26 protein-coding genes and 1 pseudogene are annotated in these 26938 nt (G+C 70.5%); 15 read left to right on the top strand and 12 right to left on the bottom strand.

Annotation, left to right across the window (positions count from 1 at the left end; translation table 11 throughout):
- Positions 1-21 precede the first annotated feature (21 nt).
- The 5 genes from ETD85_RS06530 to ETD85_RS06510 all read left to right on the top strand — a co-directional run bounded on the left by ETD85_RS06530 (position 22) and on the right by ETD85_RS06510 (position 5893).
- Positions 22-1557, top strand: a complete 1536-nt coding sequence (locus ETD85_RS06530; protein WP_138688688.1) for an FAD-dependent monooxygenase — start codon at positions 22-24, stop codon at positions 1555-1557.
- 202 nt (positions 1558-1759) lie between these two features.
- A complete protein-coding gene (locus ETD85_RS06525) occupies positions 1760-2737 on the top strand; it encodes a hypothetical protein (protein ID WP_138688687.1) in 978 nt (325 codons plus the stop codon).
- A gap of 18 nt (positions 2738-2755) precedes the next feature.
- A complete protein-coding gene (locus ETD85_RS06520) occupies positions 2756-3415 on the top strand; it encodes an O-methyltransferase (RefSeq protein WP_138688686.1) in 660 nt (219 codons plus the stop codon).
- Positions 3412-4866, top strand: coding sequence for a pyridoxal phosphate-dependent decarboxylase family protein (locus ETD85_RS06515; RefSeq protein WP_138688685.1), 1455 nt, complete (start codon positions 3412-3414; stop codon positions 4864-4866). The genes ETD85_RS06520 and ETD85_RS06515 overlap by 4 nt, the downstream gene beginning before the upstream one ends.
- Before the next feature lies 1 nt (position 4867).
- On the top strand, positions 4868-5893 hold the full coding sequence (locus ETD85_RS06510) for a zinc-binding dehydrogenase (protein WP_138688684.1): 1026 nt from the start codon (positions 4868-4870) through the stop codon (positions 5891-5893).
- A 108-nt stretch (positions 5894-6001) separates the two neighbouring features.
- Here the strand turns inward: ETD85_RS06510 and ETD85_RS06505 are convergent, their stop codons facing one another.
- The 6 genes from ETD85_RS06505 to ETD85_RS06480 all read right to left on the bottom strand — a co-directional run bounded on the left by ETD85_RS06505 (position 6002) and on the right by ETD85_RS06480 (position 12417).
- Complete coding sequence (locus ETD85_RS06505) at positions 6002-6481, bottom strand: tellurite resistance TerB family protein (protein ID WP_138688683.1); 480 nt, start codon at positions 6479-6481, stop codon at positions 6002-6004.
- A 72-nt stretch (positions 6482-6553) separates the two neighbouring features.
- Entirely contained in the window at positions 6554-7957 is a 1404-nt protein-coding gene (locus ETD85_RS06500) for an FAD-binding oxidoreductase (protein WP_206058133.1), read from the bottom strand.
- Positions 7958-7968: 11 nt separating this feature from the next.
- Positions 7969-9222: a cytochrome P450 family protein gene (locus ETD85_RS06495; RefSeq protein WP_138688682.1), complete on the bottom strand. Its 1254-nt coding sequence runs from the start codon at positions 9220-9222 to the stop codon at positions 7969-7971.
- A 26-nt stretch (positions 9223-9248) separates the two neighbouring features.
- The gene (locus tag ETD85_RS06490; protein WP_138688681.1) at positions 9249-10091 is read right to left on the bottom strand and encodes a methyltransferase domain-containing protein; all 843 of its coding nucleotides are present in this window, start codon (positions 10089-10091) and stop codon (positions 9249-9251) included.
- A 52-nt stretch (positions 10092-10143) separates the two neighbouring features.
- Positions 10144-11937: an FAD-dependent monooxygenase gene (locus tag ETD85_RS06485; protein WP_138688680.1), complete on the bottom strand. Its 1794-nt coding sequence runs from the start codon at positions 11935-11937 to the stop codon at positions 10144-10146.
- Between the two features lie 165 nt (positions 11938-12102).
- On the bottom strand, positions 12103-12417 hold the full coding sequence (locus tag ETD85_RS06480) for a hypothetical protein (RefSeq protein WP_138688679.1): 315 nt from the start codon (positions 12415-12417) through the stop codon (positions 12103-12105).
- A gap of 73 nt (positions 12418-12490) precedes the next feature.
- Between ETD85_RS06480 and ETD85_RS06475 the strand changes: the two genes are divergently transcribed.
- Positions 12491-12802 (top strand): N-acetyltransferase, encoded by a 312-nt coding sequence (locus ETD85_RS06475; RefSeq protein WP_138688678.1) that lies wholly within the window; start codon positions 12491-12493, stop codon positions 12800-12802.
- A gap of 177 nt (positions 12803-12979) precedes the next feature.
- Positions 12980-13345 (top strand): DUF4267 domain-containing protein, encoded by a 366-nt coding sequence (locus ETD85_RS06470; RefSeq protein WP_138688677.1) that lies wholly within the window; start codon positions 12980-12982, stop codon positions 13343-13345.
- A 194-nt stretch (positions 13346-13539) separates the two neighbouring features.
- Here the strand turns inward: ETD85_RS06470 and ETD85_RS06465 are convergent, their stop codons facing one another.
- From ETD85_RS06465 to ETD85_RS06450, 4 genes are all read right to left on the bottom strand, one after another.
- Entirely contained in the window at positions 13540-13977 is a 438-nt protein-coding gene (locus tag ETD85_RS06465; protein WP_138688676.1) for an ester cyclase, read from the bottom strand.
- 143 nt (positions 13978-14120) lie between these two features.
- Entirely contained in the window at positions 14121-14441 is a 321-nt protein-coding gene (locus tag ETD85_RS06460) for a GYD domain-containing protein (RefSeq protein ID WP_138688675.1), read from the bottom strand.
- Between the two features lie 123 nt (positions 14442-14564).
- Complete coding sequence (locus tag ETD85_RS06455; RefSeq protein WP_138688674.1) at positions 14565-15266, bottom strand: DUF6069 family protein; 702 nt, start codon at positions 15264-15266, stop codon at positions 14565-14567.
- A 5-nt stretch (positions 15267-15271) separates the two neighbouring features.
- On the bottom strand, positions 15272-16270 hold the full coding sequence (locus tag ETD85_RS06450) for an RNA polymerase subunit sigma-70 (RefSeq protein WP_138688673.1): 999 nt from the start codon (positions 16268-16270) through the stop codon (positions 15272-15274).
- Between the two features lie 92 nt (positions 16271-16362).
- On the opposite strand from ETD85_RS06450, the gene ETD85_RS06445 reads away from it, so the two are divergent.
- A complete protein-coding gene (locus ETD85_RS06445; protein WP_206058132.1) occupies positions 16363-16722 on the top strand; it encodes a hypothetical protein in 360 nt (119 codons plus the stop codon).
- A gap of 47 nt (positions 16723-16769) precedes the next feature.
- Here the strand turns inward: ETD85_RS06445 and ETD85_RS06440 are convergent, their stop codons facing one another.
- A complete protein-coding gene (locus ETD85_RS06440) occupies positions 16770-17288 on the bottom strand; it encodes an RICIN domain-containing protein (protein WP_170246529.1) in 519 nt (172 codons plus the stop codon).
- Between the two features lie 220 nt (positions 17289-17508).
- Here ETD85_RS06440 and ETD85_RS06435 point away from each other — a divergent pair, with 220 nt between their 5' ends.
- From ETD85_RS06435 to ETD85_RS67230, 5 genes are all read left to right on the top strand, one after another.
- The gene (locus ETD85_RS06435) at positions 17509-18156 is read left to right on the top strand and encodes a hypothetical protein (RefSeq protein WP_138688671.1); all 648 of its coding nucleotides are present in this window, start codon (positions 17509-17511) and stop codon (positions 18154-18156) included.
- A 12-nt stretch (positions 18157-18168) separates the two neighbouring features.
- The gene (locus ETD85_RS06430; RefSeq protein WP_138688670.1) at positions 18169-20223 is read left to right on the top strand and encodes a sensor histidine kinase; all 2055 of its coding nucleotides are present in this window, start codon (positions 18169-18171) and stop codon (positions 20221-20223) included.
- A complete protein-coding gene (locus tag ETD85_RS06425; protein ID WP_138688669.1) occupies positions 20220-20864 on the top strand; it encodes a response regulator transcription factor in 645 nt (214 codons plus the stop codon). The genes ETD85_RS06430 and ETD85_RS06425 overlap by 4 nt, the downstream gene beginning before the upstream one ends.
- Positions 20865-22604: 1740 nt before the next feature.
- A complete protein-coding gene (locus tag ETD85_RS65500; protein WP_276617184.1) occupies positions 22605-23567 on the top strand; it encodes a DUF4360 domain-containing protein in 963 nt (320 codons plus the stop codon).
- A 301-nt stretch (positions 23568-23868) separates the two neighbouring features.
- Positions 23869-24093: a replication initiator gene (locus tag ETD85_RS67230; protein ID WP_338087124.1), complete on the top strand. Its 225-nt coding sequence runs from the start codon at positions 23869-23871 to the stop codon at positions 24091-24093.
- On the opposite strand, the pseudogene ETD85_RS06405 reads toward ETD85_RS67230, so the two are convergent.
- Positions 24051-24842, bottom strand: a pseudogene (locus ETD85_RS06405) (IS5 family transposase); the annotation flags it as partial. The gene ETD85_RS67230 and the pseudogene ETD85_RS06405 overlap by 43 nt on opposite strands.
- A gap of 476 nt (positions 24843-25318) precedes the next feature.
- Between ETD85_RS06405 and ETD85_RS64510 the strand changes: the two are divergent.
- Both ETD85_RS64510 and ETD85_RS06400 read left to right on the top strand, forming a co-directional pair.
- Entirely contained in the window at positions 25319-25636 is a 318-nt protein-coding gene (locus ETD85_RS64510) for an IS110 family transposase (protein WP_206058131.1), read from the top strand.
- Positions 25630-26325: a transposase gene (locus ETD85_RS06400; protein WP_206058130.1), complete on the top strand. Its 696-nt coding sequence runs from the start codon at positions 25630-25632 to the stop codon at positions 26323-26325. Before ETD85_RS64510 ends, ETD85_RS06400 begins: the two co-directional genes overlap by 7 nt.
- The last annotated feature ends 613 nt before the right edge of the window (positions 26326-26938 follow it).

The raw sequence follows: 26938 nt of genomic DNA, 5'->3' as shown, positions 1-26938 counted from the left end.
AGACAACGAGGAAGTAACCGAATGACGAACACCGATGTGATCATCGTGGGGGCCGGACCGACCGGCCTGATGCTGGCCGCCGAACTGCGTCTGGCCGGGGTGCGACCGCTGCTGCTGGAGCGGCAGCCGCAGCGCCGGGACACCCCCAAGGCCGGCGGGCTCGGCGGCCAGATCCTGGAGCTGCTGCGCCATCGAGGCCTGCTGGACCGCTTCCAGGCGGCCTGCACCGGCCCCGCCCCGGCTCCCCGGTTCCCGTTCGGCGGGGTGCACCTGGACTTCACCCAGCTGACGGATCCCCCGCTGCACGCCCTGCCCCTGCCGCAACAGGAGCTGGAGCGGCTGCTGGAGGAACGCGCCGGCGAACTCGGCGCCGACGTCCGCCGCGGCCACCAGGTGGTCGGGGTGAGCCAGGACGACGCCGCGGTGAGGGTGGACGTGCAGGGCCCGGACGGGCCGTACCAGGCGAGCGCCCGCTACCTCGTGGGCTGCGACGGCGCGCGCAGCCGGGTCCGCGACCGGGCCGGGATCGGCTTCCCCGGCACCACCTATCCCGAGGTCAACCGGCTGGCCCAGGTCACACTGCCGGAGACGGTGACCGTGCTCGGCAACGGCGATCTCGACGTTCCCGGCTTCGGCACGATCCGCGCCGGCTTCACCCGCACGGATCAGGGCCTGTTCGGCGTCGGCTCATCGCCCGGCTCTCAGGCCGTCTCCCTCTACACCATCGAGGACGAGAGCACCGAGTACGACGACGACGTCCCGATGACCCTGACCGAGCTGCAGGACAGCGTTCACCGCGTGCTCGGCGTGCACCTGCCGCTGGCGGGATCGGCGCGGCTGTCGCGATTCACCTTCAAGGCCCGCCAGGCCGAGCGCTACCGCCACGGGCGGATCCTGCTGGCCGGCGACGCGGCGCACCTGTTCCCCGCCACCGGGGTGGCGCTCAACGCCGGCCTGCTGGACGCGGTCAACCTGGCCTGGAAGCTCGCCGCCGACCTCGACGGCTGGGCCCCGTCCGGCCTGCTGGACACCTACCACACCGAACGCCACCTGGCCGGCGCCCGCACCATGCTGCACGCCCGGGCCCAGGTGGCGCTGCGGCGCGGGCACGACCCGGCCGCCGAAGCGCTCCGGGAGGTCTTCTCCGAACTGCTCACCGACGAACAACCGCTGCGCCGCATGGGCGCCCTGGTCGCCGGCTCCGACGTCCGCTACCCCATGTCCGGCTCGCACCCGCTGGCCGGCACCTTCGCCCCCGACCTCACCCTGCACACCGACCAGGGCATGACCAGCCTCGCCGAGCTCATGCACACCGGCCGGCCCGTCCTGCTCGATCTCGCCGGCCGCCCGGACCTCCGCGAGATCGCCGGAGACTGGCGGCACCGCGTGGACATCCACGTCGCCAAGACCGGCCAGCGCCCCGCCGACGTGCTGCTGATCCGCCCGGACGCCCACGTCGCCTGGGCCGCGGCCCTCGACGAACCCGCCGGCACCGCCGCGCCCGCCCTGCGCGAAGCACTCTCCGGCTGGTTCGGCACGCCTTTGACATCGCCCTGAGTGCGGACTCGACTCGCCGCGCGTGGTCCGGCGAGGTGAGGTATGCCTGAGTTGCGCGCCGACCTTCATGCTCAGGTCAACTACTCACAGTGATAGAGTAATTACTCTAAGTAATTGCCTATCCAGGGAGCGTTGATTGCCCTCAGACAGCTTCGCACTGACAGCGTCAGAGGACCTTCCTGCCGGTTGGCCTGGGCCGCCCGTGAGCACGCGCGTTCGGCAAGCCTCCAGGGCACTGCTGAACCATGACCGGCAGGCCGGCGAGCGGGAGCTGTCGGCATCCGCCCGGCGGCTGCGGCAGGCGTGCCGCGGCGCGGAGGAGCGCCCTTTCGGCCACGACCCGCGCGCCTCTCGCGGCAACCTCGACAACGACCGGTTCTTCGGCGTCGTGCGGGTGGCCGGCGACCCGTACACGGTGCTGCTCGGGGCCACCGCACAGGCGTATGCCGAGCTGCTCGACGAGCTCGGCCACGCGGGGACGACGCTGGACGAGCCGACCCTCGGCGAGCTGGGGCTCGGACTGGCCGCCCTGATAGCCGCGGCCACCGGTGAGACGCCCGCCGCGCTGCCGATGCCACGCCGGCCGGCCGATCCGGCCGCGGCCACCGACCAGCCGCTGCGGCGCTGGCGGCGCGGACACCACCTGTTCATGGTGCTGTTGCAGGCGCTCGCGATCACCGCCGGCGGGCTGACCGCGACGATCCGGAGCGCGGCGGCCTCCGGCGAGGAGGCACGCGAGCGGCTGCGCGCCCAATGGGCGCTCCTCACCACGCTGCTCCGTGGCTCGTCCGCCGCGCTGCGCTTCACCGGCGATTTCGCCGGAATCGACTACATCACGCGGGTCCGTCCCTTGATGTCGGACCCGACGGTCCCCGGTGGCATGACCGGGCTGGAGCTGCGGGACCATCGCTTCCTCGTGCGACGGCTGCGGGAGCTGGGCGCCGCGCTGAAGTCGGACGCCGCCGCCGGCGAGGTCTGCGCGCACGGCAGCGCCGCCTTCCAGACCGTCCTGGCCGAGGTGTACGCCGCCCACGGCGAGGTGTGCGCCCACTTCGTCGGCGCGGACCGCACCAGCCTCATCGCGGCCGGCGGACCACCCGCCGTCGCCGTCCTGGAGCGCCTCGCCGCCGCCCGCCTCCAGCTCTTCCCCGAGCCCCTCCCCACCTCCACGCCGATCTGACCCGGAAGCGAGCCCCCTGTGATCCACCATCTCGACGTCACCCGCTCCGTGCTGGACTACGTGCGCGAGCACACGCTGCGCGAGGACCCCGTTCTGACCGGCCTCCGGGACGCCACCGCCGCGATGACCGAGCGCGCCATGCAGCTCTACCCCGAGGAGGGCGAGCTGCTCGCGATGCTCGTCCGGCTGACCGGCGCGCGCCGCACCCTGGAGGTCGGCGTGTTCACCGGCTACAGCACCCTGTGCACCGCGCGGGCGCTGCCTCCCGGCGGGCGCGTCGTGGCGCTGGACGTCAGCGAGGAGTTCACCGCGATCGCCCGCCGGTTCTGGGCGCGTGCGGGCGTGGCTGACCGCATCGACCTGCGGCTGGGCGAGGCTTCGGCGGAGCTGCGGCGGATGCTGGGCCGCGGCGAGGCAGGCACGTACGACTTCGCCTTCCTCGACGCGGACAAGAACAACTACCCCGCCTACTGGGAGCTCCTGCTCGCCCTGGTGCGGCCGGGCGGCCTGCTGGTGATCGACAACACCCTCTGGGCGGGCAAGGTCGCCGATCCCGCCCAGCAGGACCCGGACACCGCCGGCGTACGGGCCCTGAACGAGCTGATCGCCAGGGACGAGCGGGTGGAGTCGGTCATGTTGCCGTTCGCCGACGGCGTCACCCTGGTCAGGGTGCGATGAGCGCCCCCGCACCCGCGCTCGGCGACTGGCCGCCGGACCTGCTGGCGGACAACGGCGCGCTGCTGCTGGCCCGGCTGCGCGAGCACTTCGAGGGGCTGCACGACCTGCCGGTACGCAGCCCGTCCACGCCCGCCGACGTACGCGCCCTGCTGCGGCGGGAGCCGCCCGCGGAGCCGCAGGACTTCGCGGCGATCCTGGCCGACACGTTCGCCGACGTGGTCCCCCACCTGGTGCAGTGGAACCATCCCGGCTTCCACGCCTACATCCCCAACTCCAGCAGCGGCCCCGGCATTCTGGCCGAGACGCTGGCGGCGGCTCTGAACCCCAACGCGATGCTGTGGCACACCTCCCCCGCGGCCTCCGCGCTGGAGGAGACCGTGCTGGGCTGGATCGCCGGCCTGGCCGGCTACCCGCAGGACGCCGACGGCGTGCTGCTGTCCGGCGCCAGCACCGCGACGTTCACCGCGCTGGCCGCGGCCCGCGACGCGCTGCCCGGCCTGGACATCCGCCGCCGTGGCCTGACCGGCCGCACCGACGTGCCGACCCTCCGCGTCCACACCTCCGACCAGGCGCACTCCTCCGTCGACAAGGCGGCCATCGCGCTGGGCGTCGGGCTGGACAACGTCGTCAGGCTGCCGGCCGACGCCGCCTACCGTCTCGATCCCGCCGTCCTGGACGCGGCGCTGCGCGCCGACCGCGAGGCGGGCCTGCTGCCCATGGCCGTGGTCGCCACCCTGGGCACCACGGCCACCGGGGCCGTGGACCCGGTCGGCGACCTCGCCGGCGTGTGCGCCCGGCACGGCGTGTGGCTGCACGTGGACGCCGCCTACGGCGGGCTCTGGCGGGTCGCCGATGCCGTGCGCGCGGCCCTGCCCGATGCCGCGGCGGCGGACTCGATCGTGGTGAACCCGCACAAGGTCCTGTTCACGCCCATGCACGCCAGCGCCCTGTACTGCCGCCGTCCCGGCGCGCTGGCCGGCGCCTTCCGCCTGGTGCCGGAGATCCTGCGAACCGACGACGACGGCGCCCCCACCGACTACATGAACCGCTCGCTGGAGCTGGGGCGCAGCTTCAAGGCGCTGAAGCTCTGGTGGATCATCCGCTCCTTCGGCACCCGCGGCATCGGCGAACGTCTCGGCCACCAGGCCCGGCTGGCCGCGACGCTGCGCGAGAGAGTCGCCGCCGAGCCCGGCTGGGAGCTCACCGCCACCTCGCCGCTGCCGGTGGTGTGCCTGCGCCACCGGCCGAGCGACGCCGGCCCGCACACCCTCGACGCGCTCAACGCCCGCATCCTGCGGCGGGTCAACGCCGGCGGCGAGGTGTTCCTGTCGCACGCCGTGCTCCGCGACGGCTACACGCTGCGGGTGGCGTTCGGCAACATCCACACCCGCGAGCAGGACGCCGACCGCGTTTGGGACGTGCTGCGGGCCGCGGCGGAGAAGGAGTCCTGACATGCGCGCGACCATCCTGCGCCCCGGCGGCGACGTCCGGGTGGAGAGCGTCCCCGACGCCCGCGTCGAGCAGCCCCGCGACGCGGTCGTACGCGTGTGCCACGCGGCGGTGTGCGGCAGCGACCTGTGGCGCTACCGCGATCGCACCCCGGCCGGGCCGATCCGTCCCGGGCACGAGTTCGTCGGCGTGGTCGAGGCACTCGGCCCGGACGCGACCGGCCTGCGCGTCGGGCAGGTGGTCCTGGCGCCGTTCGCGTGGTCGGACGGTGCCTGCGAGCACTGCCTCGCCGGGCTGCCCACCTCCTGCCCGGCCGGCGCCGTCTTCGGCGACAACGCCGACGGCGCGCAGGCCGAGGCCGTACGCGTCCGGTACGCCGACGCCAACCTCGTCCCCCTCCCCATGGACCGCGACGACTCGCGCCTGCCCGCCGTGCTCACCCTGGCCGACGTGATGAGCACCGGCCACCACGCGGCCACCTGCGCGCGCGTCGCGCCGGGGGCCACCGTGGCCGTCATCGGCGACGGGGCGGTCGGCCTGTGCGCGGCGGCCGCCGCGCGCCGCCTGGGCGCCGCCCACGTCGTCGTCCTGTCCCACCATCACGCGCGGGGCGAGCTGGCCCGGCGGCTGGGCGCCGACACGGTGGTGCACGAACGCGGCCCGGCCGCGGCCGAGCGCGTACGCGAGCTCACCGGCGGGCGCGGCGCGGACGCCGTGCTGGAATGCGTGGGCACCGCGGGCTCCTGGGCCGACGCGCTGGCCACGGTGCGCGACGGCGGCGCGATCGGCTACGTGGGCCTGCCGCATGGCGTCGCCCTGGATCCCGCCGCGTTCTTCGACCGCAACCTGACACTGTCCGGCGGGATCGCCCCCGCCCGCCGATACATTCCGCACCTGCTGCCGGAGCTCCTGTCCGGCTCGCTGGACCCGTCCGGTGTCTTCGATCACCGCGTCGGCCTGGCGGACGTCGCGGACGCCTACCGCGCCATGCACACCCGCACGGCGGTCAAGGCACTGATCACTCCGTGACCCGCCGTGCCGGGCGCACGGCATCGGAAGGAGCGGGGTGGCCGCCCCGGACGAAACGGCCACCCCGGGTCCGGCGCGGTCAGAAAGGCGCTTGTCAGAAAGGCGCTGTCAGAAAGGCTTCGTCGCCGGGTCCGGCCACGTGAGCCGGACCCGCTCCGCGCGCAACCGCTGCTCCTGCTCATGCAGCGCGAGATACTGGTCGACGAGCTCGTCCGGGTGGTCGAGGTGGTGGTTCATCTTCCGGATGGCCGACAGCTCGTCCGGATGGAGGCTGCCGTCCGCCGAGCACGCGCGGATCGCGTCGTAGATGAGCGCCCGCTTGTTCGCCGCGGCGTTCTCACTGCGGGCGAGCACGTCGTGCACATCTTCGGTCGCGGGGTAGGTCCGCAGCTCCTCCATGAGCGGCGCGGGCGCGTCGAGCGCCGCGGCGAGGCCCAGCACCCACGCTCGCTCCTCCTCCGTGATCTGGCCGTCCCCGTTCGAGCAGATCAACAGCGCCTTGGTGTAGGCCTCATAGGTGCCGCCGTCGGGGACGGAGTCGAAGTCCCAGTCCTTCTTGTACAGCCACCGCAGGCCGGTGTCGTGCATGAGCTTCCCCCTCGATTCGCCATCATTCGACTACCCTCTGTAGTCATTGTTTGGCTTTGCGTGACCATTCTATTACTCTGAGTAGTCGAAGCGCAGGTCTTCCGCCGTTGCGGCCGGCGGGATGTTGTGCGTGAAACGGAAGAGGTTGCGCGGGTCGTACGCCGCCTTGATCGTGGCCAGCCGGCGATGGTCCGCCGCCGAGTAGCAGGCCAGCACCTCGGCCGGATCGGCTCGGCCGGCCAGGAAGTTGACGTACTTCCCGCCGGTCCCCCACGGCTGCATCCGCGCCAGCAACCGCGCCTGTGCGGCCGCCACCTCGTCCGCCTCCTCCTGCCGAGCCGCCGGTGAGGCGGAGAAGAGCGCGAACGCGGCGTTCCTGTTGCCGACGGAGTTGGGCACGGCGGGGGCGCGGCCGAGCGCACCGCCCAGCTGGCGCAGCTCGACCAGCCTCACCGGGCAGCGCGCGCCGGGGCCCGCGAGCTCCATCAGCACGCCCGCCGCCTGGTCGTCCAGCCGGCCCAGCATCATCATGCGCTCGTGGTAGACGCCCGGCTCCCTCGGGTCGTTGTGGATGGAGCCGACCCGCGTGTAGGGCATGTCCGCGACCGTGTCGAGCACGGGGCGCAGGCCGCGCAGCGGGCTGATCAGCTCCGCACCACGGCGGCCGCTTCCCAGGTAGGCGACGCGCACGTGGACGGCGAGCCCGTCGCGCAGCCCGGGCACCTCGTCCGGTGACGCGTGGCGGATCAGGGCGATCGAGCTGCTCATCTCCTCCGGAGCCTCGGCGCTCCACCGGAGATACTCGCGCAGGACGTCACCGGCGTCCCGGCCGGGAAAGATGAGCACCCCGCCGTACAGGCTCGGCACCGGGATCAGGTCGGCTTCCATCGCGACGACCACCCCGAAGTTGCCCTTGCCGCCGCGCAGCGCCCAGAACAGCTCCGGGTGCTCGGCCGGCGACGTGCGCCGCAGCCGGCCGTCGAGGGTCACGACGTCGATCCAGCGCACATGATCGGCCGCGTAACCGTGTTTGCGGCCCAGCAGGCCCAGCCCGCCGCCCAGCGTGTAGCCCACCGCGCCCACGTCGGGCGACGATCCGCTGAGCGGCGCCAGCCCATGGGCCGCCGCGGCGTGGATCACCTGCTCCCACCGCACTCCGGCCTCCAGCCGGACGGTTCGCGCTCCTGGATCGACGTGCAGCCCCGCCATCCTCCTGGTGCTGACGAGGAGCCCGCCATCGGCCGGCACCGCCGCGCCGTGGCCGGTGGCCTGGACCCCGATCCCGAGATCGTGGCGTGCCGCGAAACTGACCGCGGCGGCCACGTCGGCCCCGCCGGTCGCGCCCACCACCAGCGCGGGACGGTGTCGCACAATTCGCTGGTAAGCCGCGCACTCGGCCTGATAACCGCTCTGGCCGGACTCGAGAACCGGGCCCTTGACCATGTCGGCCAGCTCGTTGACCGCGCGACGGGACACGGCCTCCGCGCTCAACGACGCCCCCCGCGATCCGGAGTGCCGTGGAGGTTGACCGGCAGGACGGCGGGACCGTTCGCGATGAACGACGGGATGGGCTGGAGCTCGCCGGCCGGCACGGCCAGCTCCAGGCGCGGAAAGCGGTCGAACAGCGCGGGCAGGGCGATCTCCGCCTCCAGGTGCACGAGATCGATGCCCTTGCAGAAGTGCACGCCGTGCCCGAAGGACAGGTGGACCCGGTCGCCACGGGTGATGTCGAAGCGGTCCGCGTCCTCGTTGAGCGCGGGCTCCCGGCCGGCGGCGGCGAAGCACAGCAGGATCGGGTCGCCCGCGCGGATGATCACGCCGTCGCCGAGGTCGATGTCCTGCACCGCGTAGCGCAGGGGCGCGTGCATGAACGAGCTCTGCATGCGCAACGACTCATCGACGGCGTCCCGCCACCTGGCCTGCCCGGCCCGGATCAGGCCGAGCTGGTCGGGATGAGCGAGCAGGCTCACGACGGTGCTGCTGAGCAGGTTGGTGACGGTTTCGGTACCGGCGCCGATCAGCAGGATCAGCGTGGAGATCAGCTCGGAGTCGGGCAGGCCGCCGCCCTCGTGGCGGAACCGCAGCAGCTCGGTGGTCAGGTCGTCACCCGGATGGGCGCGTTTGACGGCGATCAGGTCCGCCATGCAGGCGCGCATGGCCGCGAAATTCTCCTTGGCCTCGCCGGGGGCGGGGTTGGTCTTCTGGACCGCGTGCACGACACGACGTGCTCGGGGACGCAGGTGCGGCGGCACCCCGCACAGGTCCATGACGGTCTCGGCCGGGACCAGGGTGGTGAACTGCTTGCGCAGGTCCACGGGCTGCTCCGACGGAAGTCCGGCCAGGTCGTCCAGCAGCCGGGCGACGAGCTTCTCGACATGGGGACGCCGGGCCTCGATCGCCCGCCTGCCGAACTTGGGCCCGAGGAGGGTCTGGATGTTGACGTTGCGGTGCTTGTCGCCGTAGGCGTTCAGCGTGTGGTCGACCCCGATCCAGCTGATCAACGCCCAGTCCTCGGAGATCTCGCCGGCGGCCCAGGCCGGCCAGTGCTGCCACGGGTCGCGCGAGACGCGCGGATCGGCGGCCAGCATCCTGACGACGTCTCGGCGCGTCACCGACCACCCCGTGACCCCGCCGGCCATGTCCACCAGAACGGCGGGGCCCTGGGTGCGCAGGTAGGCGATCTCGCCCCAGATGTCGGCGCCGGTGGGATCGAGACGGTAGGGGCACTGGCCGTGTTCCATGCGGAGTCTCCTCGGGGAAATGCGGATCAGGCGGAGGCGGGCTTGTCGGCGGTCACGAACACGTAGCCCAGGGAATGGCCGAACGCCGCCAGCACCGCCGGCCAGTCGTCGAGCAGCGCGTCGATGAACGCGTCCCCGCAGTGCGCGCGCAGCTCGCCCTCGTGGCTGAGGTGGCGCTCGTGGATCTGCTCCACCGAGCGCCGCGAATGTGCGCTGATGTCACGGAGCTCGCGTACGCGCAGCCCCGCGGCGGCGAGGGCGGGCGGGTAGTCCTCGACGCCGGCCAGGGGCGCGCAGCCCAACGTCCGCTGGATGTGCGCGCCCAGCGCGCCGGTCATCGGCCCCACGCGCACGATGTCCGTGATCGCCACCCGGCCGCCCGGCCGCAGCACGCGGGAGATCTCCGCGAACGCCCGCCGCCGATCGGCCATGTGGAAGATCGACTCCAGTGCCAGCACCGCGTCGAACGACTCCGCCGGGAACGGCAGGGCCATCGCGTCGGCCCGCTGCACGCGCAGGCGGCCCGCCACCCCCTCCCGCACGGCCGTCCGGTGCGCCTGCTCCACCTGGCTCCGGCTGACCGTGACCCCGGCCACCGAGCACCCGGTCTCGCGCACCGCCAGCCGGCCCGGGCCTCCCGTGCCGCACCCGACGTCCAGCACCCAGTGCTCCGCCGCGGGGCTGAGCCAGGCCAGCGCCATCCGGGTCAGCCGATCCTGCGCGAGGCCGGATCCGGCGTCGTCGTCGGCGTCGTCCCAGTAGCCGAAGTGGATGTTGTCGTCCCCGAACACGGTCGCGAAGTAACCGCCCAGGCGATCGTAGAAGGCACCGACCTCGTCGGCAGAGCACGGGTTGGCCTCGGTCAGCACATCGAACCCCCGGAAGGAACCAGCAACTTCTTAACTCTGAGTAATTATTACATTACTCAGAGTAGCTGCGATCCTTGCTCCGCCGCCTCAAGACGCACTCCAGCACCGTCGCCAGCGCCCTGCCCGGATCGTCCACCCGGCCAGGGCTGCGCCAGGCGACGTGGTTGTCCGGCCGCACGAGAAGCGCGCCGTCCGGACCGATGCCGCTGAGCCGCGCCCAGTCGCCGCTCGGATCGGTCCACACCCCCTCCGGCACCCCGGCGCCCCCGCTCACCACGGCCGCCGCGATGGCGACACCCGCGTCCGCGCGCACCCGCCGTACGGCCTCCTGCCACGCGGCGCCCTCCGCGCCCGTGATCAGCGCGAAGGAAGCGCCGGCGCCGGTCAGGTCATGAGTGGACACCCGCCGCCCGCCCCGCTGGAGCCACACGTGCGGGAGCCGATGGCCCGGCCTGGCCGTCGGCCGGTAGCGCCCGCCCTCGGGATCGCGCGGCGGCGCGGCGGTGCCATCGGGGACCAGCGCGCCGGCGGCGTAGGCGAATCCGAGCTCAAGATCGTGCGCCTGGAACTCGACCCGCTGCGACGCGAACGCCTCGCGCGCTTCGGCGGGCGCGCTCGCCAGGTACCGGGCGAAGACCGCGGTCCGCTCCGCGGCCGACATGTCAGGCGAGAGACCGATGGCGGCCACGATCCGCTGGTGATTGAGCGAGGCGGCGGTGGCCCAGTCGACGTTGCGCCGGCCGACCGGACGCCGCTCGCTGTCGTAGGTGTCGAGCAGCGCCTCCCCGCCCCGGCCCGCCAGCACCGCGGACAGCTTCCAGGCCAGGTTGTGCGCGTCCTGGACCGCCGTGTTCAGGCCGAGCCCGGTGTTCGGGCCGTGCCGGTGGGCGGCGTCTCCGGCGAGGAAGACGTTTCCGGCCCGGTAGCGCTCGGCCACCACCGCCTCCAGCCGCCAGTGGCTGACGCGATGAACCTCCGGCCGCAGCCGCGGCACCCCCAGCAGCTCGCGCATCCGCTCCGCGAAGGTGCTCGCGTCCAGCCGCTCGGCGGCATCGGGAGCCTGGGTGAGATGCAGCACCCATTCCCGGCACCGGCTTCCCCACTCCGGCCCGGCCGCCACGAGCGCGCCACTGCCCCACACGCCCCGGCTGCCGGGATTGAGGAACCACGTGAGCAGGGCCTGGTCGTCCCACCACGGCGACAGGTCCGCCGTGAAGTACGCGCTGACCACCTCCGGCAGGTCGTCCCGCCCCACCATCCGGACGCCCGCGCCCGGCCCGACGGTCTTGCCCCCATCGGCGGCCACGAGATAGCGGCAGCACACCGCCAGCCGTTCGCCGGTGGCGCGGTCGCATATCTCGGCGTTGATCCGCCCGCGGTCGTCGGCGCTCCACCCCAGGAGCTCATGGCCGAACCGGACCCGGCCCGGGGCCCGCTCCTCGGCGTGCCGCCGCAGCAGCGGCTCCAGCCTGATCTGCGGAAGATTCGCCGTGGCGCAGGGGCTGACCGCCTCGTAGGTGGCTCGCAGCCCTCCTCCGCCACCGCAGTCCATGACGTACAGGGTCTGCGCGTCGAAGGGCCGATCGCCGGCCAGCGAGGTCTGCCAGCGCACCGTGGCCACCTTCTCCGGCGGCGCCGCCTCCGCGTACACGGCGTCGGCGAGGGCGTGCTGGCGGAAGATCTCCATCGTGCGCTGGTTGAGATAGTGCGCCCGCGGCATGTCCGACGTCCCGGCACGCCGTTCCACCAGCAGATGCTCAACCCCGAGGTCGGACAGGAAGATCGAGGCGGACAGCCCGCACGCGCCGCCTCCCACCACCAGCACGGGAACATGCAGAACAGACAAAGAGTGCCCTCTTCATTCACACGGCCAGGACATCGACGACGGATCCCGCCGGTTCGCCGAGGTCAGGGACCGGATCAGCATCGTACCGGCGACCGCCGGGCCCGACTGGAAAAGCGCATCACCCCAGGCGCGCCGGAACGCGCGCTGGGGTGATCGCATCGGCGCCTACCTCCAGACGAGGTACGACTGCGTCAGCTTCCTGACCGGCCCCTGCTTCCCCGAATGAATGATCGCGGTCGCGTTGGTGAAGCATTCGACGTCCCCGTAGAAGCTCACCGTGGCGTCGGTGTTGTTGACCACGGTCATCTCCGGCGCCCACATCCTGTGGCAGCCTTTCGGCGGGTCGAGCACGGAATCGTGGCCGCTGAAGTGCAGCCACCCGACGGCGGCCTGCGCTTCGGCCGGCACGCCGAACGTGATGGCCGCCGCCGCGCCGACAGCGGCTGCCCCAGCCTGGATCCGACGCCATGTTGTCTGCATAACCGGCTCCCTTTCGCTTCGCCGTGGACCGCATGAGCGGTGCCCTGGAAGCCACTCAAACCGCGTGGTGAAGGTGTCCAACAGGCCCGCGGACAGACTCGGCCAGACGCGTCCACGCTCGGACGCGGCCTCGTTCAGGGAGAGCCGGCCGGCATCGTCGCGTGTACCGACGGCCATCATCAAGCACCTCCTCGACCTGCCGCAGTACGACGAGTACGTGCTGGACACCATCGCCGACATCAACGCCCCGGCCCTGCGCCTGTACGAGAGGCTCGGCTTCACCGAGTTCAAGCGGACCAAGGTGCGCCACACCAAGATCACCGGGATCGGCGCCTACGTCGGCATGCGCCTCGTCCAGCGCGAGCCGACGTCCCGGGCGAGCTGAGCAGCAGCTCCCGCCCGGCCCCGCCCGCTACTCGACCGCCCGGCCGGCCGTGATGATGAGGTCTCCCGTTGTGCGCGCCTGGATAGGCAGGTTCGCAATCTAGCGCCGCTAGCGAATCTATCAACGCTCTGCTAGCTTTGTTCTTGCTTCTAGCACTGCTAGCAACTGGAGACCCTCATGCTCACCACCGTTGCCTACGGCCTTGCCATCGTTCTCAACCTCATGTGCCTGCTCATCGGAGCCCGTTTCCTGCTCGTGCCGCGTGCCGCCGCCACGGCGTACGGCGTCCCCGCCAAGGAGGACAGTGCCTATCTGACGATCAAGGGCCTCCGCGACGGCACCTACGGCCTGGTCGGCCTGGCTCTGCTGGCCTTCGTCGGCGCCCACGCCGAGGCCTGGTTCATGCTCATCGTCGCCCTGCTCCCGCTCGGCGACACCCTGATCGTGCTGCGCAACGGCGGCCCCAAGGCGGCCGCGTTCGGCATCCACTTCGCCACCGCCGTGCTCGTCCTGATCAGCGCGGCCCTGCTCTTCGCCCTCTGAACCAACCCCAAGGATGCGACCTTGTCCCTGATCGTCGGCCGCCCTCCGCCCGACGAATCCGGCCGGCGCGACCGGCAGCTGCCGGGGAGCCGCCACCCTCGGCACCCCGTCCTCTTGACCATCAGGCGCGGCGACGCCGCGGCCGCTGTGCCTCTGCCCAGACCAGCAGGGGCACGGCAGCCGTTTGACGGTGGTCAGTTGCCCGGCCCGTCGGCGTTCAGCCGGACCCCGAGCGAGGCGAACAGCTCCAGCTGGTCGAAATAGAACTGATGGCTGACGATGAGGTCGCTTTCCGTCGTGGCCGTGCTGCACGCGCGTACGACGACGCCTCGCCCGGTCGCGTCGAGCGTGCCACCGCCGGGAATGAGGAAAGGGCCGAGGTGGGTGCCGGTCAGCGTCCACTCGTACAGGGCCACGCCAGCCGTGGTGATCTTTCGCCAGAGCGTGGCGCCGATGTCCGGGAAGCCGTCGAACACGTGCCCGTAGTAGGCGGCGATCTGGTCGTGCCCCTCGGCCATGCCTCCCGGCGCCACGAGGACCGCCTGCGGGCTGTAGAGCCGCAATATCCCGTCCAGCGTGTGCGCGTTGATGGCGTCGGTCAGCGCATCACCGATCTGCCCGTGCCCCGACATGGCTTTCCTCCTTGATCTACGTACGAGCTGGCGCAGGCCGGGGGGCGCCTTACACAATTCCGCGAACGGCGGCGACAGCGCCTGCCCTCATCCCGGCAGAAGCCGCACAAGCCGCGGTCCATACGCTCTCGATCACCCGGCCGTCACGCGCCAGGAGCCCGGTATCCCACCTCCATCCGCACGGCCTCGTCGATCTCCTCCGGCGTCAGCAGGACGGTCGTCTTCGTGCGTACCGCCCCGGACGCCGATATCGTGAGCCCCACAGCGGCCGAAGCCGCGTTGCTCGGCAGGTCGAGGACCACATACGTGTCCGCCTCGCCGAAGGCGAAATACATCTGCTCGACCCGGCCGCCGACGCTTTCCGCCATGCGCTCCACCGCTTGCCGGCGTCCGGTGCCGCCGTCCTGAAGCACTCCTTTGAGGCCGTCTGCGGTGTAGGTCGCCTGAATCAGGTACTTGGGCATGGTGGAGTCCCTCTTCTCGTACCGCCGCCTGCGCTTTGGGGCGGCCTATTGCGTCACGGAGTCGAGGTTCTCGGCTTAGGGTGACGGTAATCCCACCCGCTGTACTGGTTTTCCCCCGATACGTCACCTGAGGCTCCGCGCCAGGATGGGGATCATCACCGTCGCGGGGACGAGGTGCAGCCCGAGGAGGGCGACGGTGGTGGCGGTGCTCGCCCCGGAGATGACGGGCGGGACCAGCGAGATCGCGGTCAGCGACACTGCCGTCCACACGAATCGCTCGGCGGGGCGAGCGCTCCAGCGAAGGAGAGCGGCGGCAATGACGACGCCCACGATCGAGAAGAAGCCGGTCACCACGGCGAACCCGGCCGGCGGGATCGTCTCGCCACCGTCGGGGACCTCGAAGTCGACGCCGGCGGCCTGGGCAAGCGCAGCGGCGAGGGTGGTGGCCACCATCGCCGCGAGCGTGGCGGCGAAGCCGGTGCCGGCGAGCCCGCGGAGTCGGCGGGTGCGGCCGGCCCCGGTGTCGTTCATGTCGTTCCTCCGTCGTTCGGTAACTGGCGTACGGGATGTGTTGCCTGGCATGTGACGGCCCTGGGCCCTGGGGGTGACGATGCGCACCCTCGCCGTGCGGCGGCCGGGGTTCCGCAGGGCGCGGACCCCCGTACCGCGGAGCCAGAACCCGGCGTCGCGGCCGAGGACCGGCCCGGGCTCGCCGTCGCGCAGCTCCAGCTGCACCCGCCCGCTGGTGACGACGCCGAACGCGTCGCGCCACTCCGCCGCGACCACCGCGACCCGCGCGCCACCGCGCAGCGCGAGCGTCCGCACCGGGACTACTCCGTGCCGTCCGCCGGCAGGCGCTCCGGCAGCCCGAGCCGCGGGAACTGGTCGTCGTGGAACGTGATGATCTCGGCGATCGCCCCGCCGGTGATGCGCAGGACGTCGATCGTCAGCGGCAGGTACGCGCCCTCCCGCTCCCGCCAGCGGTAGAAGGCGACGGCGGGCTGCCGGTTCACGGAGGTGAGGACGGTGCGCAGGTGCTCCATGCCCTCGAAGCCGCTCTCGACCCAGTAGTTCACCACCGTGTCGCGGCCGACGTACAGGCCGGGCGTGGGCGGCATCGAGCTGCGGACGTCGTCCCGCAGCAGTGCGGCGAGCCTGCCGACGTCCGTGGCCACGCTGGCGTCGGTGTAGCGGCGCACCAGCTCGCGCGTCCCGGCGTCCTCCTCGCCAACGGTCCAGTCCTGCCGCTCGGCGGGCAGGTGCTCCCGCATGCCGGCGCGGGCCCGCTGCAGCGCGCTGTTCACGGAGTTGACGGAGTCCCCGAGAAGCTCCGCGACGTCCTTCGCCGGCCAGCCGAGCACGTCCCGCAGGATCAGCACGGCCCGCGGGCGCGGCGCGAGGTGCTGGACCGCGACCAGGTACGCCAGCTCGATCGTCTCCCGCGCGACGGCGACGGCCTCCGGCTCGTCCGCGCCGCCCGCGGGCAGCTCGTCGAGCAGCCGGTCCGGGTAGGGCTGCAGCCACAGCACCTCGCCGCCGGTCGCCGGCTCCGGGCGGCACTTGGCGAGCAGGTCCAGGCAGGCGTTGGTGGCGATCCGGTACAGCCAGGCCCGGAACGTCGAGCGCCCCTCGAAGGTCTCCCGCCGCCGCCAGGCACGCAGGAACGTTTCCTGCACGGTGTCCTCGGCGTCCTCGAACGACCCGAGCATCCGGTAGCAGTGCACGTGCAGCTCCCGCCGGTGCCGCTCCGCCAGCCCCGAGAACGCCGGCTCGTCGACCTCGCCCAGCCCGCTCACGCCCAGCTCCTCCAGCCGCGTGTTCGCACCCATCACGTCATCCTTCCGCGTTGTCGTGTCCCGTCGTAGATGTGACGGGTGCGGGTGCGAGAACTCATCACCGTGGTCAGAAGTACTCTGTCCCTGTGTGCACGTACGCGATGGTCACCTACAAGGTCCACTACGTATGCGTTCCATGCCGGCAGAGCAACAAACTGCCCTGGGACGGCGCAGAGCACCTCTGCACCCGCTGCCGGCAGCCGATGCTCTTCGCCGGCCATGACTTCGCGGCACCGCGCAGGACCAAGGACCGCGACTGGGCAGCCGTCGAGGCCGTTCTGGGAGCGGGGCTCCGTTACGAGGGCTTCGAGACCTGCGGCTGCGGGCGGGAGCCGAAATACCGCCCGCGCACGAGCGCTCAGGTCCGGGCACGGCGCAGGATCGCAGCACGCAAGGGACTGACCGCCGCCGAAGCACTCGCCCTACGCGACCCTGCCGACGCGTAACCCCCTTCTGCTCTTCGAAGGTGCCAAGGACCCGAGCGGAGAGCGGTCTAGCCGACCCTGGTGACGTGCCAGCTCTGGTTCTCCCCGCCCCAGCAGCGGGCCTGGACCACCCTGGCGCCGTCGGCGTAGTCCACATTGGCCACGTCCAGGCACAGACCACTGTGCTTGGCGATGACCCGCTTGGTGCCGTCGGCGTTCGTCTTGATCCGCCACCGCTGGTTGCTCGTGAAGCGGCAGGTCGCCTGAAGCACCGCCGCCGCGCCCGCGGTGCTCGCGTAGGCGACGTCCAGGCACTTGCCGCTGTGCCTGGCGACGAACACGTACGCCCCATCGTCGAACCTGCGGGCCTCCCACTGCTGGCTGAGCACCCGGTCCAGGCACCGCCACTGGTGGGTCGGGGCCGCGTGCCGGGTGCTCCCACCCTGTACGTCCAGGCACTTGCCGCTGTGCTCTGCGACGAACTTGTAGTACGCGGGCGCGGCGTGGGCGGGGGCCGCCGTCGCCGCGAGGGCCCCGGTCATCGCGCACAGCACGGTCAGCGAGGCGGTCAGGCGGATTCTGCGCATTGGAGTGTCCTTCCGGGAGTGTGGCCGCCGTCCGGCGGGTGCTCTCAGATTCGCCATCCCGGCGTCCCGGCTCCCAGAGGCGAGATGTCCCTTTCGTCACCAGGGGCGAATGTCCCACCCGGGACATGAAGTCCCTGCTCTCGCCGGGACATGACGCCTCTGGAGCCAGGGACGGCGGGAACGCGACATTGAGGCTCCCGCTGAAACAAGGGAGAGCCACATGGAAACCCTCGCCCCCTCACCCACCATCCGATCGAGCCGCACCGCCGTCGTCGCCGTGCTCCTCGCCGCCGGCGCCGTCACGGCCGCGGCCAATCTCCTCCTCCGCCCGGTCACGGCACTCGATTTCGGCACGTACGCCACGATGCGCGCCGAGCGCGACGCGGTGTGGCTGTTCAGCCTGCTGGGAGGGATGGGGACGGCCATCGCCTACATCACCGCCGGCCTCGCGGCCTGCCTGCTCGTCCGCCGCAGGGCCGCGTCGCTCGCCACGATCGCCGCCGTGCTCACCGGCCTGGCCGGGGTGCTGTTCTGCGCCGGCTTCTTCGCCATCGGCGCCGTCGACTGGTACCTGACGTCCGACGCCGCCGCGGGCCGTGCACTGTTCGACTCCTTCCAGTCCGACTCGGGACGGGTCTTCGGTATTCAGGCGATCGGATTCCTGCTGTCCGTGGTGGGCTTCGTCGTGCTCGGGGCCGCTCTCTGGCGCTCTCGCGCGGTGCCCCGATGGCTGGCGGCCGCCGTGCCGCTGAGCCAGATCGCGATGATCGCCGCCGGCGCGGGAGTCGTTTACGATGTCGTCCACGCGGTCTTCATGGCGACACTGGTCACGATCGCCTGGTTCACCTGGCGTGGCCACTCCGAGTAAGGGGCTGCACCGGTGCATGGCAGGCGCCTTGCGGCCGACGCGCGACGTGTCGGCCGCGCCGTCGTTCTCACCCTCACATGCCTCCTGCCCGTCCTGTACACCGCCGGGCTCGTGCTGTGGATCGTCGAAGCGGCCCGGCTGCCGGAGGTCGAATTCGCGCCGTGGTCCACGCCACAGGGCCGCGCGGTCCTCGACGCGTGGGGCATGCCCGTCGAGTCGTGGGCCGCGCTGGTGGCCCTGCCCGGTGTCATCGTGACCGCCGCCGCCGTGACGTCCGCGACCTTCATGCTGCGCCGCGGGACGTCGTGGTTCCGCCTCTATCTGTCCTTCGCGCTCGTCATGTTCGCGACGGGCGGCAGCGAGACGCCTCTGGTCGTGGCCGCTCTGTATCCCGAGCTCGAGGGCGTGGCCCGCGGCGTGCAGGGGCTGGCCTGGATCGGGTTGTTCCCCGTGGCGTACGTCTTCCCCGACGGTCGCTTCGTCCCCTCGTGGAGCCGTTGGTTGGCCGCGTTGTGGGCCGTCTACCTGGCGCTGGGCCTGGTGGGGGTCGGAGGAGGATCGCCGGCGCTGGACGCCGTCATCGTCCTGATCCTGGTCGGGACCTGCGTCGCCGCCCAGCTCCACCGCTATCTCCGCGTTTCCGGGCCGGTCGAGAGACAGCAGGCCAAGTGGCTGCTGGTGGCGATCAGCCTGTGGTTCCTGTTCGCGCTCACGCTCAACGTGAGCCCCCTGGGCGCCCTGTACAACGAGGCCAGCTCCCGTGGGCTGATCGCGTTCGTCCTCATCGGCCTGCTCACGGCCGCGCTGATGGCGCTGATCCCCATCGCGGTGGCGATCGCGGTGCTGCGTCACCGGCTGTTCGACCTGGACGTCTGGATCAATCGGGCGCTGGTCTACGGCGTCCTGACCGTCTTCGTGGTGACCGCGTACGCGGCCGTCGTCGGCGGCATCGGCGCGCTGTGGGCCGACGGCACCGGCGGGTTGCTGACGGTCGTCGCGGCGGCCGCGGTGGCGCTGGCCTTCAGCCCGCTGCGCGAGCGCGTCCAACGGCACGTCAACCGCCTGGTGTACGGCGAGCGCGGCGATCCCTACGTCGTGCTCAGCAGGCTCGGGCAACAGCTCGGCAGCCTTGCCCGGCCCGAGGAGATCGCCCCTGCCATCGTCGACGCCGTCGCCCGTACCCTCAAAGCCCCCTACACGGCCCTCGAACTCGGCCACGAGATCGTCGCGAGCACCGGGAGACCGGCAGGCGCGACGGAGAGTTTCGAGATCGGCCACCGGGGCGCGGCGCTGGGCCGGCTCGTCGTCGCCACCCCCGGCGACAACCTGTCCGCCAGGGACCGGCGGCTGCTCGCCGACCTCGCCCGCCACTGCGGCGCGGCGGTGTTCGCCGCCCAGGAATCCCTGCGCATCCGCCGGCTCGCCACCGACCTGCAGAAGACCCGCGAGAGCCTCGTCCTCGCGCGGGAGGAGGAGCGCCGCAGGATCCGCCGCGACCTGCACGACTCCCTCGGCCCCGCGTTGAGCGGTCTCGCGCTGACGGTCGACGCCGCCCACGCCGTCATGGCCACCGACGCCGCCGCCGCGGACAGACTGATGCGCGCGTCGAAGGACCAGAGCAGGCAGACATTAGAGGAGGTACGCCGCCTGGCGCGCATGCTCCGCCCTCCCGCACTGGACGATCTCGGCCTCGCCGGCGCCCTGGCCCACCTGTCGGAGAGCGCCGAACAGGCGGGCCTGGCCACCACCGTGCGCGTCCCAGAGCTGCCGGCGATGCCCGCCGCGGTCGAGGTCGCCGTCTACCGGATCGCGCAGGAAGCCGTCACCAACGTCATCCGGCACTCCGGCGCCGGCTCGTGCCTGATCGAGCTGAACGTCGACGAGCACGCGGCCGAGCTCCTGGTGGCGGACGACGGCACCGGCATCACCCCCTCCAGCCGCCCAGGGGTAGGCACCGCGTCGATGCGCGAACGCGCCGAGGAGCTCGGCGGCGTCCTCACCGTCACCAGCGACGCCGGCAGCACCCGGGTCGCCGCCCGCCTACCGCTGGCCGAGGAGAGCACATGATCCGAATCCTGCTCGCCGACGATCACCCGATCTTCCGGTACGGGCTACGCGCCGTCCTCGACTCCGACCCGGAGACCGAGCTGGTCGGCGAGGCCGGGTCCGGGGAGGAGGCCATCGAGCTGACCCTCCGGCTGCGCCCCGACGTGGTCCTCATGGACATCACCATGCCCGGCCTGAACGGCGTCGAGGCAACCCGCCGCATCCTCGCCGAGCTTCCCGGCACCAACATCCTCATCGTCACGATGTACGACGACAGCGCCTCGGTATTCGCCGCGCTCAGGGCCGGGGCGCGCGGCTACCTCATCAAGGGCGCCGACCGCGAGGAGATGCTGCGCGCGGTCCGCGCCGCCGCGGCCGGCCAGGCCATCCTCAGCCCCGCGGCCGCCCACCACCTGACGACCCAGATCGCCACGCCCCGGCCGGGCCGGCAGCTCTTCCCCGAGCTCACCGCACGGGAGCACGACATCCTTCACCTCATGGCGGCCGGCTACACCAACCCCGCCATAGCCGAGCGGGCCGGGCTGAGCGCCAAGACCGTGCGCAACTACATCTCCACGATCCTCACCAAGCTCAACGCGACCTCCCGCGCCGAGGCCATCGCCCGCGCCCGCGCCGCCGGCCTGGACGACCCCCGCCCGTAGCCCGCCGACAAGGGACACCCGCCCAGGTCACCTCTCCCCTGGCTCGGAGACGACCGTACGACCTGAGGCATGCTGCCGTCTCCGTCCGGCTCAACGCGGGCGTACCCGCCCCCGGCGGACACGGCGTGGACGTGCTCCTAGGGGTCTACGCCAAGCGCCTCGACGCGCAGCAAGAGATGGTCAACAACCGGATTGAGGACGCCCTAGCCGCCACGCGATCCGCAGATCTTCGACCAGAGGAAACACCTCGTGATCCATTCCGGGCATATTCCGGGACCTGCGGCAACGGGCCGCTCACGGCGGCATCCGGCTGCACACCCTTTCCACTCAGCGGCCACATATCGCCTGACCTGCTGAAACACGACCCAGATGACGCGTAGGGGTTTACGGCGACGCGCATACGATGCGGAGGGCGCGCCGCCGTGAGTGCCAGGCCGGCAGATCCTGCACTCGGGAGTAACGTTTGTGAGGTTGGCCTTGCCACGTGGACAACCTTCCTGGACCAATATGATCCTTCTTAGCCGCGCCACTCAGGTTCGCCTTGGGCAGTCGCACGTTTCGCAATTCGAGTCGGTGAAAGTCCACGTCATTCAGGTCGAAATTCTGCCGCCCAAGGGGGTCCAGCTTGGTGAGCACATTCAGGGCGGCAGCCACATCCACAAGCGCTTGTCCTTGGACCTTTTCAGATTCGGTGGATGGGCATGCACCTGAACATAAGCTGTCAGAACCTCGGCGATGGCGGTTCGATCACGGCCTGAGTCTCCGGCAAGACGTTGTAAAGCGTAGATGCCCCTGGTCGGACATCAAATCTTCGCTGAACCCAGTTGCTCAACCGCTTTTGCATGGCGATCAGCTAGTTGTCCCTAGCGGGTCGCGCGTCCAGTGTCCGCACGGATACGTCCAAGGTCTTCGCGGTATAGACCCCGACCAGCGCCGGTGAAGACTAGTCAGCCCACGACTATCAGTCCGGTAGCGGCATGTAAAAAGCGTGGCACGGGCGGTGTTGACCGCCTCGATCCGGTCCTCGACGCTGAGAACGCTTGCGATCCCGGGCGGTGAGTGGCCGCGTTCTCTCCCGCCAGTCGCCGAGCTACCGGGCCAAGTAGCAGCGCCATGCTCAGCGAGGTTTCAAGCGCTCCCAGAATCGCCCCAAGCGTCCAGCGCAACCAGTCCGGGCCACGTGCGCCGCTCGCTGGCCACGCGGCTCCCGCGATCAGGCATGTGGCCGGGACGACTCCAGCCACAGCCCGGATTAACCGACTCGGCCGCATACGCCTTTAGACAGCGCGGGCTGCCGGGCCGAGCCGGCTCAAGGTCGCCCGAATATGGCGCGGTTGCTGCTGCGATTGCTGCCCCTGCCCACCGCCGCGCCAGGGGCCAGATTCTCGAAACCATGGCGTATCTGCGCGAATCGGAATTTTCGGGATATACACGTCAGGATAATATCCATGATTATGGTGGATATTCGGTCATCAAGGACACTCCCGCTTTTCGCTCCTTGCTAATTATTTGCCCGCCTATAAACGTGCGTGCGTCTTTCATACTTGACGCCGGGGTATCTCCCTTATCGCACTATCGCAGCGGTGCGGGCGGATACGAAAAAAGAACAGCTCCGACATCCGCGCTACCGCGACACCATTCACGAGCTCGTTCTGACACAGGTCAACGAGCCTCAGGAAATCACCTGACGTTCTCGCTGGGAACGTTCACCACGGAAAGGAATGTCCTATGCCATTGCTCATGCGCAACACACTCCCCAAACTAGCCGCAGGTACACTCGCCGCCGCCGTCCTCACCGCAGCAGTCATGACGCCCGCGGTCGCGGCCTCCTCTGCCCCCAACCCGGCCGAGGCATACATCTCGAGCGTCAGTGCGAACGGAAACGGGTGCCCGCCCGGGACATGGGAGGCGGCGATCAGCCCCGACGGCAAGGCGTTCACCGTTACATTCAGCTCATACGAGACGCTCATCGAACCTGGTGATGATGCCTCGGATAAGGCATGCACGCTCTCGCTGAACGTGCATACGCCGCCGGGGGCCTCGCTTTCCACCGCCAAGTTCTCCTACCAGGGCTACGCGCTCATGGACCAAGCAGGGATGAGCGCGACGCAGAGCGCAAGCTACAACTTCCGCGGTGCTCCCGTCCCGGCTCAGTCGGTTCGCTCGCCGATCGCGGGGCCACACGACGACGCGTACCTCTTCTCCGACCGGATCTTGCTTCACGACAACGTGGCGTCGGCTCAGGGCGAAACCCGCGCGCTAAACGTGGAAACGGGCCTAGTCCTCACCAACAACCCCGCAGAGACCGGCAGCGGCTTCTTCAACACCAACAGTGTCGACGGGACGCTCCAGAACGGACCGGGCTGCACCATCGACCGGCGCACCGCCACGTCGGGGCAGACCATCGTCGGCACCGCGGGCGCCGATGTCATCTGCGGGTCACCGTTCGCCGACCGTATCGCCGCGCTGGGCGGCGACGACGTCATCCTCCCCTTCGCGGGCAACGACCGGGTCGCCGCCGGTTCCGGCAACGACACCGTCTTCGGCGGCAACGGCGACGACGACATCAGCGGCGACGACGGCAACGACACCCTCGACGGCGAAGCCGGCAACGACCGGATCCTGGGCGGGTCGGGCACCGACACCGCCAACGGCGGGCCGGGCACCGATTCCTGCGTAGCCGAGACGACCACCTCCTGCTGAGTCAGGTCGACGCTCCGGTGATGTGGCTTCGGGACGAAGCAGTCGAGGTCGGAGCCGGGCGACCTGCTTCACCCGCCTTGGCCGCGCCGGGTCCCGAAGCGAGGGGACCCAGTCGGACACTTGCGGGCAGGAAGGAACCTGCCCGACCCGCCGGGCCAGCGTACGGGCCCCCTCGCTCCCGGCCCGACCAAGGACACCGGGCGAAAGCCGGCCGCCCTTCACCATCGCCCGGGAGCCGATCCGGCGCAGGAGCGGCCATAGAGGGTGCCTGGACTGAGAGTGGCAAGCGGCGTGATTGGACGTGCGAGGCGTTCTCGCCGGAACCCCAGATACCGATCAGTGCATCCGGTACCTGTCCAAGTACCTCACGAAATCCATTGGCGACACCCTCGACGGCGGCCAGGCCCAGCGCGAGCACGCCGCTCGCATGCTCGACGCCCTGCGCTACGAGCCCTGCTCACCCACCTGCCCGAACTGGCTCCGCTATGGCGTACAGCCTAAGTGTGTGTTTGAGATGATCGTTTGAGGGGTTAGTCGCAGAGGTGACGCGCTTGGCGTTGGGCTGGTCCGCCGCGGGTAAGGCGTCGGATCATGCCCGCGATGGCGGCCGCTTCGGAGATGGTGGGGTCGCGTTCGTAGTTGCGGACCAGCCGTCGGCAGGTGGTCAGCCAAGCCAACGTCCTCTCTACCAACCCAGCGTCGTGAGATGACGCTGAACCCCGGTTGATCAGCGGGCTTGCGCACGATCTGCAAGGTGGTGCGCAGGGTGTCGCGGGCCCAGTCCACCAGCCGTCCGGCGAAGCCCGGGTCGGCGAAAACGTACCGGATCGGGGTGGCCATGTGGGCCGACAGCAGCGCAGTCTTGGCGCCGTTACGGTCTTGCCAGTTGGCGGCCATGACTGCGACCGTGACGAGCAGGCCGGTGGTGTCGGCGATGATGAACCGCTTGCGACCGGTGATTTCCTTTCCGGCGTCGTAGCCGCGGCTGTCACGGCCGACGGTGTCGGCGCCCTTGACGCTCTGGGAGTCGACGATCCCCGCCGATGGTTCGTCGTCACGGCCGGCCTGCCGCCGGGCTTTGACCCGCAGTTCGGCCAGGAGCATCTCGGTGATGCTGGCGGCTTCCCACTGCTGGAAGTACCAGTACACGGTCTGCCAGGGCGGTAGGTCGGTGGGCAGATAGCGCCACAGGCAGCCGGAGCGCACCATATACCAGATGGCGTTGACGATCTCCCGGCGCGGGTGCTTCTCCGGACGCCCCGCCGGTGTTCGGCTCGGGCAGCAGGGGTTCGATCAGTTCCCACTGCTCATCGGTCAGATCCGAGGGGTAACGATCAGGGGGCATCTGACCACTCTGGCGATCTATACACCGATCGTCATCCCACCACACCGAACATGAACGATCTTCTCAAACCACTAAGAAGGCGGGGATGGCTCCCGGCCGGTGCCGCTCCAAGGCGCACAAGCCTGGACACCTCGGCTGAGCCGGGCGCCGGGTCCTGGTCTCCCGCAGGTCTGGTCCAACTGTGAGGATCGTCTTGTGCCGTCCGGACGAGGTCCTGGCCCGTGGTCTAACTGGCCTTGCTGCCTTTGGATTGATCTGCCGGTCCTTGCTCCGGGCGGTGCTTGCAGGCGTCGAGCCGGCAGACGTGTCCCGATAGGGGCCTTGCCGCTACAAGGCACCGTCACAGTTCTGACCGTCACGCCGGCCCGACGACGGCCATCCCCTCACAGGTCGTTCAAGGAGCCAGATGACCACCGTCAGCATGCCCGAGCCCGACGTCGACCCGACCACAGTGGCGGGCTATCAGCAGCTCGTAGCCTGGGCTCGCTCGCTGGGCCAGGTGCGGCGTGCGGGAGTCGAAGGCACAGGATCCTACGGGGCGGCACTGACCCGGCATCTGCAAGCCGAGAGGCTCACGGTTGTGGAGGTCAACCGGCCGAACCGGGCAGAGCGTCGCCGCCGGGGCAAGAGCGACGTGATCGACGCGGAGAACGCGGCCCGGGCCGTCCTGGCCGGGCAGGCGACTGCTCTTGGAAGAGCGCTGACGGTCCGGTCGAAATGCTGAGGTTGTTCAAAGTCGCCAAGGATTCCGCGATCAAGGCGCGCACGCAGTCGATCAACCAGCTCAAAGCTTTGCTGGTCTCTGCTGATCCCGCCTTGCGTGATCGTCTTGCAGGACTGTCTGTCCCACGGCTGATTACCGCGTGCGCTGTACTGGATCGCGCGGCGGCCACCGATCTCGCGAGCGCCATGCTCTACACGCTCAAGCTCCTGGCCGAGCGAATCCAGTATCTGACCGGAGAGATCAACGAACTGTCCAAGCACATCACGACAGCTGTCGAGGTCGCAGCTCCTGTGCTCCTCCAGCAGCCCGGCATAGGGCCTGACAGTGCCGCTGTTCTCCTCATCGCTGCGGGTGACAACCCAGACAGGCTCGCCAGCCAAGCGTCCTTCGCTGCTCTGTGCGGGGTGAGTCCGCTGGAATCGTCATCCGGGAAGTCCAGCCGGCGACGGCTGATTCGCGGCGGTGACCGCCAGGCCAACGCGGCCCTCTACCGGATCACGCTCAGCCGCCTGCGCTGGGACCCACGTACTCAGGAGTACCTGCGCAAACGCACCGCTGACGGAAAGACTCGTCGGGAGGCCATCCGGTGCCTGAAGCGCTACATCGCGCGCGAAGTCCACCGTTTTATCATCAATTCCAGCGCCCAGGTCCGAGACTTGACATCCATAGGGGCATCAAACCCTTGTTGAGCACAAGCAGGACCGCCGCGCCTGGGTCCTGGAAGCCTCGGCCAGGCCGACGAACCGACCGACCCCCACCGCTACATCTGGCGGCCCATCCCGCCCGGAGACGCCAACGTGCCGCCCCTCGCCGTACGCCTCCTGCGCATCGTGGCCGAGCGCCAACGCTGGCGAGCCCAGCTCAGAGAGCTGGAGGCCCGTCATCCCGCACGTCTTCCGGATCATGGACATCCACCTGGGGAAACGCTCCATGATCCATCCCGCGTGTACCCCGTGACCAGCGACAATCGGCCGCTCAGGGCTGCACACCCCGAAAAGCAGAAGAGCCCCGTAGGGCCTCTGACCTGCACTTACTCGACTCGAAGCGCTCGTCCGGGAACGTATGGGAACGATCAAGCTTTACGTCTTGCGAGCCCGTGCCATGGCCGTTCTCGGCTCGGGCGGTTTAATCAGCAGCCGGGTTGAGGGCGGCTCTCCATCGTGGTGGGAGCCGCTCTCTCGTTGATCATCTACCGCGCGGCGTCAGGAGGTTGCCCTGCGCAGGTGGTGACACCGCACGCCTTCTTGCCTGCTGCAACGGCCGCACTTAGTTCCGCCTCGTCGATCGCGCGCGGTTCCCGGC

Origin of the sequence: Nonomuraea zeae, assembly GCF_005889725.1 — a bacterium.
Lineage (GTDB): Bacteria > Actinomycetota > Actinomycetes > Streptosporangiales > Streptosporangiaceae > Nonomuraea > Nonomuraea zeae.
Note: the sequence above shows the minus strand (reverse complement) of the source record. Positions and strands in the feature narration are given on the sequence as shown.

Bases quoted from the DNA above. Each gene is read 5' to 3' on its own strand.
- ETD85_RS06530 (WP_138688688.1), top strand. From the start codon at position 22: ATGACGAACACCGATGTGATCATCGTGGGGGCCGGACCGACCGGCCTG.
- ETD85_RS06515 (WP_138688685.1), top strand. From the start codon at position 3,412: ATGAGCGCCCCCGCACCCGCGCTCGGCGACTGGCCGCCGGACCTGCTG.
- ETD85_RS06510 (WP_138688684.1), top strand. From the start codon at position 4,868: ATGCGCGCGACCATCCTGCGCCCCGGCGGCGACGTCCGGGTGGAGAGC.
- ETD85_RS06505 (WP_138688683.1), bottom strand. From the start codon at position 6,481: ATGCACGACACCGGCCTGCGGTGGCTGTACAAGAAGGACTGGGACTTC.
- ETD85_RS06495 (WP_138688682.1), bottom strand. From the start codon at position 9,222: ATGGAACACGGCCAGTGCCCCTACCGTCTCGATCCCACCGGCGCCGAC.
- ETD85_RS06480 (WP_138688679.1), bottom strand. From the start codon at position 12,417: ATGCAGACAACATGGCGTCGGATCCAGGCTGGGGCAGCCGCTGTCGGC.
- ETD85_RS06470 (WP_138688677.1), top strand. From the start codon at position 12,980: ATGCTCACCACCGTTGCCTACGGCCTTGCCATCGTTCTCAACCTCATG.
- ETD85_RS06465 (WP_138688676.1), bottom strand. From the start codon at position 13,977: ATGTCGGGGCACGGGCAGATCGGTGATGCGCTGACCGACGCCATCAAC.
- ETD85_RS06460 (WP_138688675.1), bottom strand. From the start codon at position 14,441: ATGCCCAAGTACCTGATTCAGGCGACCTACACCGCAGACGGCCTCAAA.
- ETD85_RS06450 (WP_138688673.1), bottom strand. From the start codon at position 16,270: ATGGGTGCGAACACGCGGCTGGAGGAGCTGGGCGTGAGCGGGCTGGGC.
- ETD85_RS06440 (WP_170246529.1), bottom strand. From the start codon at position 17,288: ATGCGCAGAATCCGCCTGACCGCCTCGCTGACCGTGCTGTGCGCGATG.
- ETD85_RS06435 (WP_138688671.1), top strand. From the start codon at position 17,509: ATGGAAACCCTCGCCCCCTCACCCACCATCCGATCGAGCCGCACCGCC.
- ETD85_RS06425 (WP_138688669.1), top strand. From the start codon at position 20,220: ATGATCCGAATCCTGCTCGCCGACGATCACCCGATCTTCCGGTACGGG.
- ETD85_RS65500 (WP_276617184.1), top strand. From the start codon at position 22,605: ATGCGCAACACACTCCCCAAACTAGCCGCAGGTACACTCGCCGCCGCC.
- ETD85_RS64510 (WP_206058131.1), top strand. From the start codon at position 25,319: ATGACCACCGTCAGCATGCCCGAGCCCGACGTCGACCCGACCACAGTG.
- ETD85_RS06400 (WP_206058130.1), top strand. From the start codon at position 25,630: ATGCTGAGGTTGTTCAAAGTCGCCAAGGATTCCGCGATCAAGGCGCGC.